Raw genomic sequence first — 17,207 nt, forward strand, 5'->3', positions numbered from 1 at the left:
CCTCAGTCAACACTTCGCATGGCGAAGCTCCTCAGGATCAGTGGAACAGACGCGAATGGGAGATGGCAAACGAAAGACGTTTTTAGTCAAATCCTGAATAATTCAGCGATTTCAGAAAGTTATATTTCCAACTAAAGTACATGTCTGGTCAGTGCGATTCCGGACGTGACAGCAGATGGTCACTGTCTATCCATATGGCGGGCGATGGCGACAAGCGCCTGACCGAATGCCAGTCCGCCATCATTGGCCGGCACCTTACGATGCACCAGAACGTCATAACCCGACAGCTCTTCGACAACCATTTCCGTCAGGACTCGGTTTTGAAAACAGCCGCCGGACAGTGCGATGGTCCGCGTTTCGGCTTCATCGGCCGCACAGCGAGCGGCGCCGGCAAATGCCTGTGCGAGCCCCCGATGGAATCGGGCGGCGATCATCGCGTCCGATACGCCCGACTCGATGTCGAAGACAAGTTCGTCGAACATCGGCCCAGGATCGATCTGGCGCCCTTCGATTGCGAAGCGATAGCTGTCGCCGGCGTTCTGTCCCTGCGCCTGCGCCTCCAGCCGCATCGCCACTTCTCCTTCGAAGCTTTGCCTGCCAGGACAATATCCCAAACAGGCGGCGACAGCGTCGAAGAGGCGGCCGGCCGAGCTTGAAGGTGGCGCATTGAAGCCGGCTGCCGCCGCGCGGCGCAAGGTTTCGACAGGCCGGTCGGCAAAGAGTGAATCGGCGAAAGCGGCGTGGCCGGACTGGTCGAGCCGCATCACGGCATTCCGCCACGGCTCCGATTGCGCCTGATCGCCGCCGGGCAGAGGAGCAGGTCTTAAATAGTAGGCCCGTTCAACGGATCCGTAGTCACCGACCAGAATTTCGCCGCCCCAAACAGTGTTATCCGGCCCGAGGCCAAGACCGTCGAGTACGATCCCGACCGCGGCATCTCCGCTCCAGAGATTTTCGCCAAGACAAGATGCCATATGGGCGTGATGATGCTGAACGTATTCCACAGGCAAACCACTCGCCTCGGCATGGCGTGTCGCGGCGAATTCTGGGTGGAGATCGCAGGCCGCGAGAACGGGATCGTGCGCGAACAATTCGGCATAGTCGCGGTCCGCCTGCAAAAATGCCTCGTATGTTAGCGCATCGTCAAGATTGCCTAGATGATGGCCGAGGAGCGCCAGACCGTCTTTCACCAAGCAGATAGCACCCTTCATCTGTCCGCCATAGGCAATGGTTTGCGGCGCGTCCGCAAAAGTTTGCGGCAGAGGAAGCGTTTCGGGCACCTGCCCTCTGGCGCGCCGCAACACCATCGGGCCAGCCGCCGTGATCCGCTCAACACTGTCATCCAGCCGCCGCGCGATCTGCCGATCATGCATCAGAAACGCATCGGCGAAGCGGCCGAGCTTTTCGCTCGCCTCCTCATTGCCGATCACCTGCGGTTCGCCGGAAAGATTGCCGCTTGTCATCACCAACGGCCCGCCGAACGTATCAATAAGCAGGTGGTGTAGCGGCGTGTAAGGGAGCATCCAGCCCAGAACCGTCTGTCCGGGCGCGACCGCCTCCGGCAGGTCGTCCGATATTTTTTCCAGAAGAAGGATCGGCGCTGCGGGATCTTGCAGCCGCGCCTCCTCGTCGGGTGAAAGGCGGCAATGGCGCCGAATCGTATCGAGGGGTCCCATCAGCGCCAATGGCTTTGCCGGCCGATGCTTGCGTTCGCGCAGCCTGGCCACGGCGTCGGGATTTCGTGCGTCGCATGCCAGATGGAAGCCGCCAAGCCCCTTGATCGCGACGATTTCGCCCCGGCGCAGCCCTTCCGCTGTTGCGGCAATGGCGTCACCCTGCTCCTCCACGCCATTGACCTCGCGCCAGCATCGCGGTCCGCAATTGGCGCACGCCACGGGTTGTGCGTGAAAACGGCGGTCTGCCGGGTCCGCGTATTCTTCCGCGCATTCGGCACACATGGGAAAGTCCGCCATGGTGGTTTTTTCGCGGTCGTAAGGCACGCCGTTGATGATCGAAAAGCGCGGCCCGCAATGCGTACAATTGGCAAAGGCATAGCCGAACCTGCGGTCGTTCGGATCGAGGATTTCCGCAAAGCATTGGTCGCATGTCGCCGCGTCTGGCGTTATACGGGTCTTCGCGCCCTCGCCGGTAGATGGTGCGATCACAAAATCCGAAGGCGTCTCGGCGAACAGGTGATCAGAAAGCTCGACCGCGTCGACTCTCGCCAGCGGCGGCGCCTGTTCGGAAAGGACCGCTGTGAACGCGTCTAATGCCGAGCCGTAGGCAAGGATAAGCACCCCTTCGGGATCGTTAAGCACCGACCCCGTAATCCCCAATTTGTGAGCAAGCGCCCAGACAAAGGGCCGGTAGCCGACCCCCTGCACCTGCCCTCGCACCCGAATATGCGACCCTTTCTTCAATGCACCGTGCACACCATGCAGGGATCGAAACTGCGCACGATATGCTGGACGCTGACCGGGGTCTCCTCATCCGGATCGACCGGCGCGCCGACCAGCGCCGCTTCCACCGGGCCTGCCACACCGGATGCGTCGCGAGGACTGAAGTTCCAAGTGGTCGGCGCGATGATCTGATAGCTGACGATCTCGCCGTCTTCGAACTTCATCCAGTGCCCCAGCGATCCGCGCGCGGCTTCGACCAGCCCGACGCCTTCGCCGTTTTCCGGCACGACAACCCGGTCCATGAAACGCTGGCCGACATCGATGCTGGCCAGCAGTTCCTCCATCACAATCTGCGTACGGGCGATCTCTATCAGGCGGCCGGTGATCCGCCCGAGAACGCCTTTGCCGGTCGCCATGGAGACAGCCAGCGGATGACCATCGACGATCTGCCGCGCCATGGCGCCGACCTCCACGGTCTGGCCGCCTAATCTCGGCGCCTTGCACCAGCTATAGCCAGGCTCCCGCATTTCAGCGTCCGGCAGGGTCTGCCCCTCGGTTGGATGAAGCGCGTCGCCCAGCATCCAGGCGTACGAAACGTCCTCGCGTATGGCCTCCGTTTCGACCGGAGAGACAACACCGTCCGCCCATCGGCCCGCTGCGAAGAGCGGGCCGGTCGACATTGGGTAGGCGCCATAGGACATGTAACGACCGGGGCCCTCTCCCATTTCGCTCAAGCCGAGCTCGTTCGCGATCCTGACGAACAGACCCGCATCGCCGCTTGTCCAGCTCTCCAGCTCGCCGCTGTTGGACAGGCTAAGAAACGTCTCCAACGGTGCAGCAAACAGCCGCTCTTCGAGATATTTGCGGAACGCCTTGAGGCTCGCGCCCATGCGAATGATATCACGGGCCGTTGGTGCGCGGGTCACGCCTCCCGGCTGGATTGCGAGCGTGTGCGGCCATTTGCCGCCCAGCAGCCCGACGATGTGCAGAAGCTCCGCGCGGGCCGCCACCGTTTGATGAAGCGACGATCCCTTTTCGGCCGTGAACCGGGCGACCGCCTCCGCGTGCCAGCTTCGACCCTCGTATTTCGCGCGGGCGAAGTCCGGCATGAAGAAAAGATTGAAATGGGTGATGTGGTCGGCAACGTTTTCGACTGCATGCAGGAGCGTCGCGACCTTTTCACCTTCACGGGCGAGACCGGCACCGGCGGCGTCCGCCAGACCGAACGCGGCGGCAGCTGACTGACTGATCGAACAGATGCCGCAAATTCGGGGGGTTATCGTCAGGGCATCGGACGGCTTCATTCCCAGCAACATACGCTCAAAACCGCGAAATAGAGGCGAATTGGCGTAGGCAGCGCTAACTTTCCCATTGGAGATGTCGAGCTTGAGTTCCAGATCTCCCTCAACCCGATTGAACGGCCCGACCAGCAATTGACGATCCGTCATGATTTCGGCTTCTGGAGACTGGGCGGAACCACCGTGCGATCTGCGGTTGCGTTAACGCCGATACGGCGCGGCGTGGCTGCTTTCGACAGGCTGGCGAGCGCCATGAACCATGCCTTGGGCATATCGGTTGGCAGGCCGACGGGAATACCGGCAAATTTCGGTGTTTCGGTAAAGCCATGGCCTGGCTCTTCAAACTCTGGCGCCGTGCAGTTAATGCAGGGATAGCCGGCGCGTGTGCAACTGCCTTCGCCATTCCAGCTGCGAATGTTGCAGTCCCCCACTGCCTGCGTGCCGACGCAGCCAAGATTTTCCATCATGCAGCCCATTTCCGACAGCTGGGTGGCGCTGGCCTTGTATTCGTAGAATTCGTTCTTCGGGCAGGCATGGTGCACCAGATGATCGGCATAAAAGCGCGGTCGGCCAAACCCGTCCATGTTATCGAGACCGAACGTTCCGGACGCCAGCAGCATCAACGTTTCGGTCACCCAGTCCGGATGGGTGGGACAGCCGGCGATATTGATGACCGGCAGTCCCGAGCGCGAGCGGAAGGTCTTGTCGAGGGCGCCGCCCATCTCTGCGCCTTCGTATTGCACGCCGACGGCATCGGCGGGGTTTTCACCGGCAGAGGTGACGCCGCCGTAAGTTGCGCAGGTGCCTACAGCCACCACGTGCTGCGCTCGGGGCGCGAGGCTCTGCACCCAGTCCAACATGGAGCGTCCTGTGCCCGAGAGAATGTGGAAACGCCCGGTGCCGGCGGGTCCACGGACGATCGACCCTTCGACGCAGAGAATATCGAGCGGCAATGTCCCGTCTTCGATGTCCCGAAGCATGCCAAAGACTTCGGCGCCCGTCGCTTCGCTCAAGGTTGGATGCCAAAGAAACGACAGTCCCGCTCCTTCGAGCAGGTCGAACAGGCCCGGCGTCTCGGCGCAAAGGAGCGACATTGTGCAGCCGCCGCAGCCGGCGGATTGAAGCCACAAAATATTCATTCGCCGTTGCCTGCCGGTAGTGAAAGCTTGAACGTCGCGCCAGCCTTCTGGTCGCGGACATAAACCAGTTCTCCGCTATGCTCGGAGACGATCTTATATGAAATCGAAAGGCCCAGCCCGGTGCCGCGACCGACTTCCTTGGTGGTGTAGAATGGATCGAAGATGTGAGTGACCGCCTCGTCGCTCACGCCCGGACCGGTGTCGCTTATCATCATAACCGCCCGATCGCCCTCATAGGAAAATTCCAGCGTTATCCTTGCTTCGTCGAGTCCTTCCACTGCGTCGGCGGCGTTCTGGACGAGATTGAGCAAAACCTGCTGAATGTGCCCGAGCCGTCCCTTCACAGAGCAGCTTTTCAGCCCCTCATAGCCGATATCGAGCTTGCGCTTGGTGCCCCGCTCGATCCATCGGGCCGCGGTCCTCGCTGCCTCGACCAGATCGAACTGCTCGAACTCACCCGTCCCATCGGCGGACAGTCTCCGCAGATCATCGACCAGATCGCGAACGCGTTGCGCCCCGTCCCGCGCGCCCTCAACTGCCGAGCGCAGATTCTTCATTTCCCGGTCCAGCCGAAGCTTGGCGCGCAATTCGATAAGTTCCTCGCGCGATGCGCCGCTATGAACGGCATCGAAATAGGTGCCGAAACGATCGGCGTATTTCTCCATCGCGTGCGTATTGGCGTAAACGAACGCGATCGGGTTGTTCAATTCATGCGCCACACCGGCCAGCAAGCGACCGAGAGAGGCTAGTTTCTCGTTTCTGACCAACTGCATCTGAGCCTGTTTCAGTCGATCATGGCTCAATTCAAGCTCTGAGTAAGCGCGTTTCAATTCGCCAAGCGGACGCGCTGTCAGCACCGCACCGATGGCCTTGCGTCGGCGATCCAGTTGCGGTGAGAGGCGAAGCTCGACCGGCTCGGTCATCTCTTCGCCGATCAATTCGGCATCCATGATCAGTTCCTTGCGCGTATTGATGACCTGTGCCAACGCCGCACCGATATCCTGATCCCCGCTGGCGCGGAAAAACTCGGTGATGTTGCGCGATTTCAGCGTCGACACATCCTCGCCCAGAACCTTGCAGGTGGCCTGCCCGCTTTCCGTAATCGCCCCGCTTCTATCGGTGACGAGAAGATAATCGGTAATCGAAGCGAGAACCGACGACATGAACCGGCGCAGCGCATTCAACTCGTTATTCTGCGCTTCGAGTCGTTCCTGATATTCGATCAACTCGGCATAGGTCCGGTCGACCGCGACCAAAACCTCCTGCCAAGTATCGCTTTGAATATTTTGAGGAACTTCTGTCAAATTTCCACGCTCACACCAAATATCCGACTGCTATCCTAGCGCGGCGAATGGCGGCAATACAATTGTCTTTCAATAAGGGCGCGCTTCGGATCGGCGGCGAAGCACCCGAAAAGAGCCTTCGGATTTCAGCTCTCTTCCACCGGCAGCGACGATGTTGCCGGCGGGTTTTCGATGTCGAGTTGCGCAAGAAACGCCTCGGCCGCGCGTGAGCAACGTTTGCCTTTAGGCCAGGCGACGTACCAGTGGCGGATAAGCGGAAATCCGACGACATCCAACTCGGTCAGATAACCGTGGCGCAATTCGAGCGACACGGTGCCCCGGCTCAGGACGGACAAGCCAAGCCCCGCCATCACGCCCTGCTTCACCGCTTCGTTTGCACCAAGCTCCATACGCGTTTGCGGCACCGCTCCCGCTTGTTCAAAGCAGAGTTCCGCAGCGCGGCGTGTCCCTGATCCCTGTTCGCGTGTCAAAAAGGGAAAAGCACTCAACTCAGCGATGGATATGTCAGACCGCCCGGCCAACGGATGATCCGGCGGGGCGACGACAACGAGCGGATTTTCCGCATAGCGTGCGACGGTCGCCGCCAATTCTTTCGGCGGTGTGCCCAGAACGTAGAGATCGTCGGTATTGTTCGAAAAGCGCTCCAGCATTTCCTTACGGTTGCAGACAGACATCGACACTTCGATGCCGGGGTATTTGCCATGGAACGCGCCGATAATGGGCGGAATGTCGTATTTTGCGGTCGACACCACCGCCAGCCGCAACATGCCGCGCACGAGCCCGTCCAGTTCTGCAAGGCGCATATCGAGATTTTCGACTTCCGCCAGCATGTCGCGCGCCGTTTCCAGCACCGCGTTCCCAGCGTCGGTCAGAAACAGTCTTTTGCCAACGCGCTCGATGAGAGCCTGGCCGGTTCGTTCTTCGAGCTGACGGACCTGAGTGAAGACCGCGGGCTGGGTCAGGTGCAGAATTTCGGCAGCCCGGGTGTAGGAAAGCTGCTGCGCGACTGCCCGAAAAATCTGCATCTGACGTAGCGAATATCTCATAAATATCGTTTTACTTATTCTCAGAATAAAATCTATTCAATTTTCTTATTCACCACATTGCGGATAGATACCCGAACGGAAAGCCGCTGGCTCATCGGTGGCGAGTGGACGGGAGGAGCAACATGAACAAGCACGTCACCAAAACCTATAATGCGGGGGTGAAAGACTACCGCTCGACCTATTGGGAGCCGGAGTACTCCGTTCGCGAAACCGATATTCTCGCCTGCTTCAAGGTCATTCCGCAGGATGGCGTGCCTCGTGAGGAAGCCGCCGCCGCCGTGGCCGCCGAAAGCTCCACCGGCACCTGGACCACCGTCTGGACCGACCTTCTGACCGATCTCGATCGCTACAAGGGACGTGCCTACCGGATCGAGGACGTGCCGGGCCACGACGACGCTTTCTATGCCTTCGTCGCCTACCCGATGGAGCTTTTCGAAGAAGGCTCGGTCGTCAACGTCTTCACCTCGATCGTCGGCAATGTGTTCGGCTTCAAGGCCGTCCGTTCGCTGCGTCTGGAAGATGTCCGCTTCCCGATCTGGTTCGTGACCACCTGCTTCGGCCCGCCCCACGGCATTCATGTCGAGCGCGACAAGATGGACAAATATGGTCGTCCGCTTCTGGGCTGCACCATCAAGCCGAAGCTCGGTCTTTCGGCGAAAAACTACGGTCGCGCGGTTTATGAAGTGCTGCGTGGCGGCCTCGACTTCTCCAAAGACGACGAGAACGTCAACTCGCAGCCCTTCATGCGCTGGCGCGATCGCTTCCTGTTCTGTCAGGAAGCCATCGACAAAGCCGAGGCCGAAACCGGCGAACGCAAGGGTCACTATATGAACGTGACCGCTCCGACCGTCGAAGAAATGTTCCAGCGCGCCGAATTCGCCAAGGAACTCGGCACACCGATCGTCATGTCGGATTATCTCACTCTTGGCTGGGCAGCTCACAATTCGCTGTCGAAATGGTGCCGCGACAACGGTCTGCTGCTGCACGTTCACCGCGCCATGCACGCCGTTCTGGACCGCAACCCCAATCACGGCATCAATTTCCGGGTTCTGGCGAAACTGCTGCGCCTGCTGGGCGGCGACCATCTGCATTCGGGCACCGTTGTCGGCAAGCTCGAAGGCGACCGCGAAGCGACGCTGGGCTGGATCGACCTTCTGCGCGAACGTCACGTCAAGGAAGACCGCGACCGCGGCATCTTCTTCGATCAGGACTGGGGTTCGATGCCGGGCGTCTTTCCAGTGGCATCAGGCGGCATCCACGTCTGGCACATGCCGGCGCTCGTGGCGATCTTCGGCAACGACTCCGTCCTGCAGTTCGGTGGCGGCACGCTTGGCCATCCATGGGGCAACGCCGCCGGCGCAGCCGCCAACCGCGTGGCCCTCGAAGCCTGCGTTCAGGCACGCAATGAGGGCCGCGAGATCGAGAAGGAAGGCAAGGACATTCTGACCAAGGCCGCCAATCACAGCCCTGAGCTCAAGGTCGCGATGGAGACCTGGAAGGAAATCAAGTTCGAGTTCGACACCGTCGACAAGCTCGACATCCAGCATCGCTGACCCCGCACAATCAAAGGACTGAAACAATGAGCAATGTTCAAGATTATCCGTCGCGACTCTCGGACCCGGCAAGCCGCAAGATGGGCACCTTTGCCTACCTTCCGCAGATGTCCAAGGACGAAATCCGCAAGCAGGTCGAGTGGATCGTGCAAAACGGCTGGAACCCGGCGATCGAGCATACCGAGCCCGCCCACGCGACGTCCAACTACTGGTATATGTGGAAGCTGCCGATGTTCGGCGAAACCGACGTCGATGCGATCCTCTCCGAACTGGAGAGCTGCCACAAAGCCAATCCCGACAATCATGTCCGGCTGCTGGGCTACGACAATTTCACGCAAAGCCAGGGCGCCAACATGATCGTCTATCGCGGCACGCCAGTCTAACCGTTCCACCCTCCCCAACTGCGTCCGGGCCGACCTCTCCCGGGCGCTTTTTTTATCAGCCGCAAAGGATGTGAGCATGGCCGAAGCGCTGGAAGATTTTCGCATCGTCGACGAGCCCTACTGGAAAGAGACCGGCGATGAGGTCGGCCTCTTCACTGCGGCATGGGACGCACGCATGCCCGTCATGCTGAAAGGCCCGACCGGCTGCGGCAAAACCCGCTTTGTCGAGCATATGGCGCACCGGCTGGGCCGACCGCTGGTCACCGTCGCGTGCAACGAGGACATGACTGCGTCCGACCTCGTAGGGCGGTTTCTGCTCGATAGCGACGGGACCAGGTGGCAGGACGGCCCCCTCACCTTTGCTGCGCGACACGGCGCGATCTGCTATCTCGACGAAATCGTGGAAGCACGTCAGGACACCACTGTCGTGATCCATCCGCTGACCGACGACCGCCGTGTTCTGCCCCTTGAAAAGAAGGGTGAACTGCTGCGCGCCCATGAGGATTTCCTGATCGTCGTTAGCTACAACCCCGGCTACCAATCCTTGATGAAAGACCTCAAACAGTCGACGAAACAGCGCTTCGGGGCGATGGACTTCACATGGCCCGAGGCGGAGACCGAAGCCGAGATCGTGGCGCATGAGGCCGGAGTCGATGAGGAGACCGCCAAGAAGCTGGTCGAAATCGGCACCCGGTCCCGCAACCTCAAGGGTCACGGACTGGACGAAGGCGTCTCCACCCGCATGCTCATTCATGCCGGACGCCTCATCGAACGCGGCGTCAAACCGAAAGACGCCTGCAAAATGGCGCTGATCCATCCGATTACCGACGATCCCGATATGAGGGACGCGCTTGATGCCGCTGTCGCAACCTGGTTCTGAAGCGCTCCCAGCCGATCACGCCGAACTGGCCGAGGCCCTTTCGTCTAAGGCCGCTTCGGTTCTGGACGCCGCGCTGCCGGATGCACGGCGCAAACTGTCGCCGAAAGCGCTCGACATCTGGCTGCAGGGCGTCGGAGCCTTGATACGCATGGGCCGTGGCGATGAACCGGTCATCGCCTGGATTGAGGCCGCGCCGCTTTTGGCGACGGAACTCGGCGAAGACGTTCTGGGCGAATTGCTCTCGGTCATTCTGGGCTTTGCCTCCCGGACATCTGGCGCGGTCATTACAAGGGTGCTGGCAACAGCGCCCACCGCGGCGCGCCGCTTGGGCGATGCAACACTCTTCCGCGCATATCTGCGTTTTCTGGAGCATCTCCTTGGACGGGCGCCACGCGCGCTGCGTCCGCTTCTGGATCATCTCACAGCCCTCTTCGACGTCCTGACCCTCGGCGGATTGCGACGCTGGGCGGATTGGGGAATCGACGCGCACCGCACCGACTACCCCGAACTGCAAGCCTATTTTGCGCTCGAAACCGAAGAGTCCCGCGCGGTCGTTCAGCGTGAGCGAAAAGGAACCCTGCTGGTAGACGTTCAGCGCCGGCTAATGATGTATCTGCGCGCGCTTTGGGGACGCGATTTCATGCTGGTGCCAACGGCAGGCGATTTCGAAACCCGCACCGGCCTGCGGCCCTATTTCGAAGCACACAGCATGCATCTGCCCGATGCTCTGGACGACTGGAATAACATCCCCGCACCCGACCTCTATCGCGCCCAGTGCGCACACCTTGCTGCCCACCTGGCATGCCTGCGTTCGCCGATCCGCGGCGAAGGTCTGAACGCGCTGCAAACCGCCTGTATCGGGCTGATCGACGACGCCCGCGCGGAGGCGCTGGCCATAAAGCGCCTGCCGCGTCTCTACGATCTTTGGGTGCAGTTTCACAGCCACACCGCGTCAGGGATGAGCGGCGATTTCGACCGCATCGCCCGCGCGCTCATTTCGCCCGGCCAAACGGCGGAAAGCGAGATCGCGGCGTGGACGCAAGCACGGTTCGGAGAAATCGATCTCGATCTTCCGGATGCTTCGCGTGATCTGGGGCTGGAACTGGCCGCACGCTTTCAGGGCACACCCTATTCCGCGCATTCGGACCTGCCGTCCTGTCCCTATCGCTGCGACAACCGCCTGCTGTGGGAGTTCGAGGAGCTGGAATTCGATACGGCGCCCGCGCAAGCCCCACAGGTTCGCAAATACGTTTCCGTCACCGAAATGGTCAACGAGGTCGAGGTCGAAACCGCAGGCGACGATGCCCAGGAAATCTGGGTGCAATCGCACGAGTTCTTCGACGATGACGGCACCAGCTTCAATGACCGAGAAGGCAAGGAACCTGTCGCCCCGCCGGTCCTTTATGACGAATTCGACCATACCATTCAGATGATGCGCCCGTCCTGGGCGACTGTTCTCGAAAGACGACCCAAACTCGGCGATCCGGCTACAGCCGATGCGATCCTGCATGAGCATCGCCCCGTCATGGAGCGGCTGCGCCACCGGCTGGACGCGATGCGGCCACAAGGCACCCAACGTATCCGCAAGCTCGAAGAAGGCGACGATCTGGATTTGAATGCCGCGGTCACCGCTGCGATAGATATTCGCACGCGCCAACAGCCCGATATGCGGGTGATGATGCGCCAGATTCGGAAGACACGCGATACTGCGGTGATGGTTCTGCTCGACCTGTCGGAATCCACGAACGATCCCGCGGATGGAGAGAGCACCGTTCTGGACCTCACGCAATCCGCCTGCATCCTGTTGGCGGAAGCGATCAATCGGGTTGGCGACGCCTTCGCCATTCACGGTTTCTGTTCGGACGGCCGCTCGCAGGTTTTCTACGAGCGGTTCAAGGATTTCGATCAACCATGGGGCGATCTGGCTGCGGCCCGGCTCATGGGCGCGCAGGGCCGGCTATCGACACGCATGGGCGCCGCAATGCGTCACGCTACGCACCATCTGAGCCAGGTGAAAGCCACCCGAAAGCTTATGCTGGTGCTGACCGACGGAGCGCCCGCCGACATCGACGTGCGCGATCCGCAATATCTGCGCGCGGACGCCCGACAGGCCGTTCAGGAAGCGTCCAGAGCCGGTATCACGCCATTCTGTCTGACGCTCGATCCTGGGGCGGATGCCTACGTGCAGCGCATTTTCGGGGCGCACAACGCCATTATCGTCGAACGTGTCGAGCGCCTTCCCGAGCGATTGCCCCAGCTCTACGCCGCACTTACACGTTGAATTTCGGCAGATAGCGACCGGCCAGAGCCTCGATCTCCTTGGCAATACGCAGGGCCGCCTCCGACGGTGCATTGGCCGGATCCTCCGGCACGATCAGATACCAATGACGCATGACCGGCAGGTCGCGACCACGAACAAGCGCCAGACGGCCCGAGGTGACTTCATCATGGACCGTATGGAGCGACAGGAAGCCGATACCCAGGCCTGCAAGAACGGCCTGCTTGATCGTCTCGTTGGACTGCATCTCGACCATTGGCGGCACGGCTCCGATGGACAGATTGCTGACATAGCGCTCCATCAGAGCGCGTGTTCCGGAGCCCTCTTCGCGACACAGAAAGGTCTCTTCCAGCAAGTCGGCGGGATCGTAATTGTCCTTGTTGGCCAATGGGTGATCGGCAGGCACCACGATGCCATGAGGATGCGGCCCCAGCGGAATGGCTTTGCCCAGCGTCTTGCGTGAGGGACGGCCCATTATCGTGATGTCGTATTCGCCGCGCTCCATCGCCCTGATGGTCTCGCTGCGGTTGGCGATTTTCAGCGAAACCTCGATATCGGGAGCCCGGTCGCGCAAAAGGCGAACCAGACCGGGCGCGAAATATTTGGCGGTGGACACCGTTCCGAGTGTGACGTGACCCGTCTTGCCCTCTGTCAACGCCGTCACCTGGGTCTTCGCCTGCGCCAGATTGACTTCGATCCGCCGTGCGGCGTGGAGAAAGGCTTCCCCTGCCGGCGTAGCGACGAAGGCGCCGCCATCTCCGGCTCTGTTCAGCAGCTTCTGGCCGACGCACGCTTCGAGATTTCTGATCTGGCTGTGAATCGTCGGTGTCGTCTGATGCAGCGCCTTCGCCGCTGCGGTCAGCGAACCATGTTCCACCACCGCCAGCAGCGCACGCAACTGTTTGAAGGTGATGGCGTCGATCCGCATTTTCGATTTTTCCTAATTTTCCTTCTTAATAATTAAATTGCATAAAACCATGTTCGCAGACAAGTTCCGGATCGAGGGAGGAGGGCACATGACACACGTGCTTAACAACGTGCCGGAAGGCGCTGACGACAGGCTTGTCTCTGTGATTTCGCAGATCGCGACAGTGGCGGCAGACATCGCCCGCCGCATCGCACGCGGCGGCATTGACGAAGATCTCGCAGGAGCGACCGGCACCAATTTCGGTGGCGATGCACAGAAAGCTCTCGACGTCATTGCCGACGAGGCCTTCATGGCGGCGCTGTCCAATGGACATGTCCGTCACTATGCTTCGGAAGAGCAGGACGAGGTCGTCACGTTTAACCCCGACGCGCCTTTCGCCGTCGCGATCGATCCGCTCGATGGCTCCTCCAATATCGACACGAATGTTTCGATCGGCACAATTTTCGGGATTTACCCGGCGGCCGATCATCCGGACGCCAGTTTCCTGCGTCCGGGGCGTGAAATGGTCGCCTCCGGCTACGTGATCTTCGGGCCGCAATGCGTCTTGATGGTCACCCTTGGAAGTGGCGTTCTGAAATATGTGCTCGATCCGCAGACGGGAGGCTATTCACGCATCGACAGCCCCGTCGAAATTCCGCGGGACTCGACCGAATACGCCATCAACGCGTCGAATTACCGTCACTGGAGCGCGCCGATCCGCGCCTATGTCGACGACCGCGTCGCGGGCAGCGCCGGTCCTGCCGGGCAAGACTTCAACATGCGCTGGATCGCTTCGCTCGTGGCGGAAACGCATCGCATCCTGACGCGTGGCGGCATCTTTCTCTACCCCAGCGATGCACGGCCCGGTTATGAGCGCGGGCGGCTCCGTTATGTCTATGAATGTGCGCCGATCGCGATGCTGATCGAGCAGGCCAAAGGCACTGCGACCAACGGAATCGAGACCATTCTCGACCAGGTTCCCGACACCCTGCACGCGCGCTCTCCGCTGGTTTTTGGATCGGCAAACAAGGTCGCCCGCGTCACCACCTATCACGAGCTGCCGGGGGAGGAGACCTCCGCCCTGTTCGGCACCCGCGGACTATTCAGGAGTTAGGGCTTTGAGCGCGAGACATCCCATCATCAGCGTCACTGGTTCGTCCGGCGCCGGCACGTCCACCGTCAAAAAGACATTCGAGCAGATTTTCCGTCGTGAGGGCATCGACGCCGTTTCGATCGAAGGCGATGCGTTTCACCGTTACAATCGCGCGGAAATGCGTGCCGAACTGGAACGTCGCTACGCGGAAAACGATTACACCTTCTCGCACTTTTCTTACGAGGCCAACGAACTTAAGGAGTTGGAGCGGGTCTTTCGTGAATACGGAGAATCCGGCACGGGCCTGACGCGCACCTATGTGCACGACGCCGAAGAGTCTGAGGCGACTGGCGTGCCGCCAGGCGAATTCACAGCATGGACCCCCTTCCCGGAAGGTTCCGACCTTCTCTTCTACGAAGGGCTTCACGGTTCGGTCGTCAATGACGACGTCGATCTGCCAGCGCTCGCCGACCTCAAGATCGGTGTCGTGCCGGTCATCAATCTGGAGTGGATCCAGAAGATCCATCGCGACCGGGAGTCGCGGGGCTACACGACCGAGGCCGTGACCGATGTCATCCTGCGGCGCATGCACGCCTATGTGCACTGCATCTGCCCGCAATTTACGGAAACCGACATCAACTTTCAGCGCGTGCCGATGGTGGACACGTCCAACCCGTTCGTCGCCCGGTGGATTCCGACACCAGATGAGAGCCTGATCGTTATCCGGTTCAAAAATCCGCGCGGGATCGACTTCCCCTATCTGACCTCAATGGTCGCCGGTTCCTGGATGAGCCGCGCCAATTCCATTGTCGTGCCGGGCAACAAGCTCGATCTGGCGATGCAGCTCATCCTCACGCCACTCATCGAACGCCTTGTCACGATCGGCCGCAAACAGCGCGCGTAAAGGAAGGATTCCTCTGATGAATGCTCCCATGAAATCCGCAGACGAACGCAGCATGGCGAACGCCATTCGCGCATTGGCGATGGATGCGGTACAGGCTGCCAATTCCGGTCATCCCGGCATGCCGATGGGCATGGCCGACGTCGCGACGGTCCTGTTCAACCGCTTCATCAAAATCGATCCAGCCGCGCCGGGCTGGGCCAACCGGGATCGCTTCGTGCTGTCGGCCGGACATGGGTCGATGCTGCTCTACGCAATCAATCACCTGCTCGGCTATGACGATATGGATATCGATCAGCTGCGCAGTTTCCGGCAATTTCACAGCCGTACGGCGGGCCACCCTGAATATGGTCACGCGAAGGGCGTCGAGGTTACGACCGGACCTCTCGGTCAGGGGCTCGCGACCGCTGTCGGCATGGCGTTGTCGGAGAGGCTGGGAAATGCCAGGTTCGGCGATCTCATCGACTATTTCACATACACGATCGCTGGCGATGGCTGCCTCATGGAAGGCATCAGCCATGAAGCCATCGATCTGGCCGGCCATCTCAAACTCGGTCATCTGATCGTCTGCTGGGACGACAACCGCATCACCATCGATGGCGACACGGATCTGTCGACTTCGATGGATCAGAAACAGCGTTTCGCCGCTGCGGGCTGGCACGTTCTGTCGGTCGATGGTCACGACCGGGGACAGATCGCCGCGGCCATCGAGGAAGCGCGCAACGATCCGCGGCCTTCGCTTATCGCCTGCCGCACGATCATCGGGTTCGGCGCGCCGGGTAAACAGGGCAGCCACGACGTTCACGGCGCACCCTTGGGCGACGACGAGATCGCCGCCACCCGCAAACATATCGAGTGGAGTCACGAGCCCTTCGACATTCCCGACGCGGTTTACGCCGACTGGCGGGAGATTGCTCTCCGAGGAGCGGACGCCCATGGGCAATGGCGCGAGCGCTGCGCTGCGTCCGATCAGAATGGCTCGCTTCAGGCCCATCTGGAGCGTGACACAGCGCCTCTCGCCGAAGCCATGGCTGCCTACAAGGCAAAATTGGCTGAAGACATGCCGAAGGTCGCCACGCGGAAGGCCAGTCAAATGGCGCTTGAAGTGGTCAACGTCGCGCTGGATTTCACCATTGGCGGCTCTGCCGACCTGACCGGTTCGAATCTCACCCATACCAAAGGCCTTCAGCCTGTCAGTGCGGGCGATTTCTCCGGCCGCTACATCCATTACGGTATCCGCGAGTTCGGCATGTGCGCCGCGATGAACGGCATCGCATTGTCAGGCCTTTTCCACCCTTATGGCGGAACGTTTCTGGTCTTCGCCGACTATGCCCGGCCCGCGATCCGGCTTGCGGCGCTGATGGGTGTGCCGACGACATTCGTGATGACCCACGACTCCATCGGTCTCGGCGAGGACGGGCCGACCCATCAGCCGGTCGAAACGCTAGCCTCGCTGCGCGCCATTCCGAACCTGACGGTCCTTCGGCCCTGTGACGCGATGGAGACGGCGGAGGCATGGGAACTGGCGGTCAATTCGTCGAAGACCCCGGTCCTGCTCGCCCTCTCTCGTCAGGGTCTGCCGGCGGTGCGGGCGGAAGCGAGCAAGGATAATCTGACTGCAAAAGGCGCGTACGTGCTGAGACCCGCCGAAGGCGATAATCAGTTGACGTTGATCGCCACCGGTTCGGAAGTGGAAATCGCGCTCAACGCCGCAGACATGCTGGCAGATAAAGGAATAGCGGCCACCGTCGTCTCGGCTCCCTCATTCGAGCTTTTTGCGGAACAGCCGGAAGGCTATCGCCGCGCGGTTCTGGGCGATGCTCCCAGAATTGGAATCGAAGCAGCGCTTCGCGCCGGTTGGGACGAGATTTTACGGCCTGAAGACGGGTTTATCGGCATGACCGGCTTTGGCGCTTCGGCTCCCGCTCCCGACCTCTACCAGCATTTCGGAATCACGGCGGAAGCGGTGGTGAAAACCGCTCTCGATCTGATCTGAAACGTAAAACTACTCAATAGAAAGCGGATC

General features: G+C 60.6%; 13 protein-coding genes. 7 read left to right on the forward strand and 6 right to left on the reverse strand.

The window, feature by feature from the left end:
- Positions 1–179: 179 nt before the first annotated feature.
- From hypF to NIM86_RS02995, 5 genes are all read right to left on the reverse strand, one after another.
- Positions 180–2,432, reverse strand: coding sequence for a carbamoyltransferase HypF (gene hypF, locus NIM86_RS02975; RefSeq protein WP_253378977.1), 2,253 nt, complete (start codon positions 2,430–2,432; stop codon positions 180–182).
- A complete protein-coding gene (locus NIM86_RS02980) occupies positions 2,417–3,847 on the reverse strand; it encodes a nickel-dependent hydrogenase large subunit (protein WP_253378980.1) in 1,431 nt (476 codons plus the stop codon). Before NIM86_RS02980 ends, hypF begins: the two co-directional genes overlap by 16 nt.
- Positions 3,844–4,836 carry a HupU protein gene (locus tag NIM86_RS02985; RefSeq protein WP_253378982.1) on the reverse strand — a complete coding sequence of 331 codons (993 nt, stop codon included), beginning with the start codon at positions 4,834–4,836 and terminating at the stop codon, positions 3,844–3,846. The genes NIM86_RS02980 and NIM86_RS02985 overlap by 4 nt, the downstream gene beginning before the upstream one ends.
- Entirely contained in the window at positions 4,833–6,140 is a 1,308-nt protein-coding gene (locus tag NIM86_RS02990; protein ID WP_253378983.1) for an ATP-binding protein, read from the reverse strand. The genes NIM86_RS02985 and NIM86_RS02990 overlap by 4 nt, the downstream gene beginning before the upstream one ends.
- 125 nt (positions 6,141–6,265) lie before the next feature.
- Positions 6,266–7,186: a LysR family transcriptional regulator gene (locus tag NIM86_RS02995; protein WP_253378984.1), complete on the reverse strand. Its 921-nt coding sequence runs from the start codon at positions 7,184–7,186 to the stop codon at positions 6,266–6,268.
- 122 nt (positions 7,187–7,308) lie between these two features.
- Here NIM86_RS02995 and NIM86_RS03000 point away from each other — a divergent pair, with 122 nt between their 5' ends.
- From NIM86_RS03000 to NIM86_RS03015, 4 genes are all read left to right on the forward strand, one after another.
- Entirely contained in the window at positions 7,309–8,739 is a 1,431-nt protein-coding gene (locus NIM86_RS03000; protein ID WP_253378985.1) for a form I ribulose bisphosphate carboxylase large subunit, read from the forward strand.
- 26 nt (positions 8,740–8,765) lie between these two features.
- Complete coding sequence (locus NIM86_RS03005) at positions 8,766–9,122, forward strand: ribulose bisphosphate carboxylase small subunit (RefSeq protein ID WP_253378987.1); 357 nt, start codon at positions 8,766–8,768, stop codon at positions 9,120–9,122.
- A 76-nt stretch (positions 9,123–9,198) separates the two neighbouring features.
- Positions 9,199–10,002 (forward strand): CbbQ/NirQ/NorQ/GpvN family protein, encoded by an 804-nt coding sequence (locus NIM86_RS03010; RefSeq protein WP_253378988.1) that lies wholly within the window; start codon positions 9,199–9,201, stop codon positions 10,000–10,002.
- Positions 9,977–12,283 carry a nitric oxide reductase activation protein NorD gene (locus NIM86_RS03015; protein WP_253378990.1) on the forward strand — a complete coding sequence of 769 codons (2,307 nt, stop codon included), beginning with the start codon at positions 9,977–9,979 and terminating at the stop codon, positions 12,281–12,283. The genes NIM86_RS03010 and NIM86_RS03015 overlap by 26 nt, the downstream gene beginning before the upstream one ends.
- Here the strand turns inward: NIM86_RS03015 and NIM86_RS03020 are convergent.
- Entirely contained in the window at positions 12,273–13,208 is a 936-nt protein-coding gene (locus NIM86_RS03020; protein WP_253378991.1) for a LysR family transcriptional regulator, read from the reverse strand. The genes NIM86_RS03015 and NIM86_RS03020 overlap by 11 nt on opposite strands.
- Before the next feature lie 88 nt (positions 13,209–13,296).
- Between NIM86_RS03020 and NIM86_RS03025 the strand changes: the two genes are divergently transcribed.
- From NIM86_RS03025 to tkt, 3 genes are read left to right on the forward strand one after another with little or no spacing between them, the layout of a single operon-like run.
- Positions 13,297–14,301 (forward strand): class 1 fructose-bisphosphatase, encoded by a 1,005-nt coding sequence (locus NIM86_RS03025; protein ID WP_253378992.1) that lies wholly within the window; start codon positions 13,297–13,299, stop codon positions 14,299–14,301.
- A gap of 4 nt (positions 14,302–14,305) precedes the next feature.
- Positions 14,306–15,184, forward strand: coding sequence for a phosphoribulokinase (locus tag NIM86_RS03030; protein ID WP_253378994.1), 879 nt, complete (start codon positions 14,306–14,308; stop codon positions 15,182–15,184).
- Between the two features lie 16 nt (positions 15,185–15,200).
- On the forward strand, positions 15,201–17,177 hold the full coding sequence (gene tkt, locus NIM86_RS03035; RefSeq protein WP_253378996.1) for a transketolase: 1,977 nt from the start codon (positions 15,201–15,203) through the stop codon (positions 17,175–17,177).
- The last annotated feature ends 30 nt before the right edge of the window (positions 17,178–17,207 follow it).

It is taken from the genome of Notoacmeibacter sp. MSK16QG-6 (assembly GCF_024158145.1).
Taxonomy (GTDB): domain Bacteria; phylum Pseudomonadota; class Alphaproteobacteria; order Rhizobiales; family Rhizobiaceae; genus Notoacmeibacter.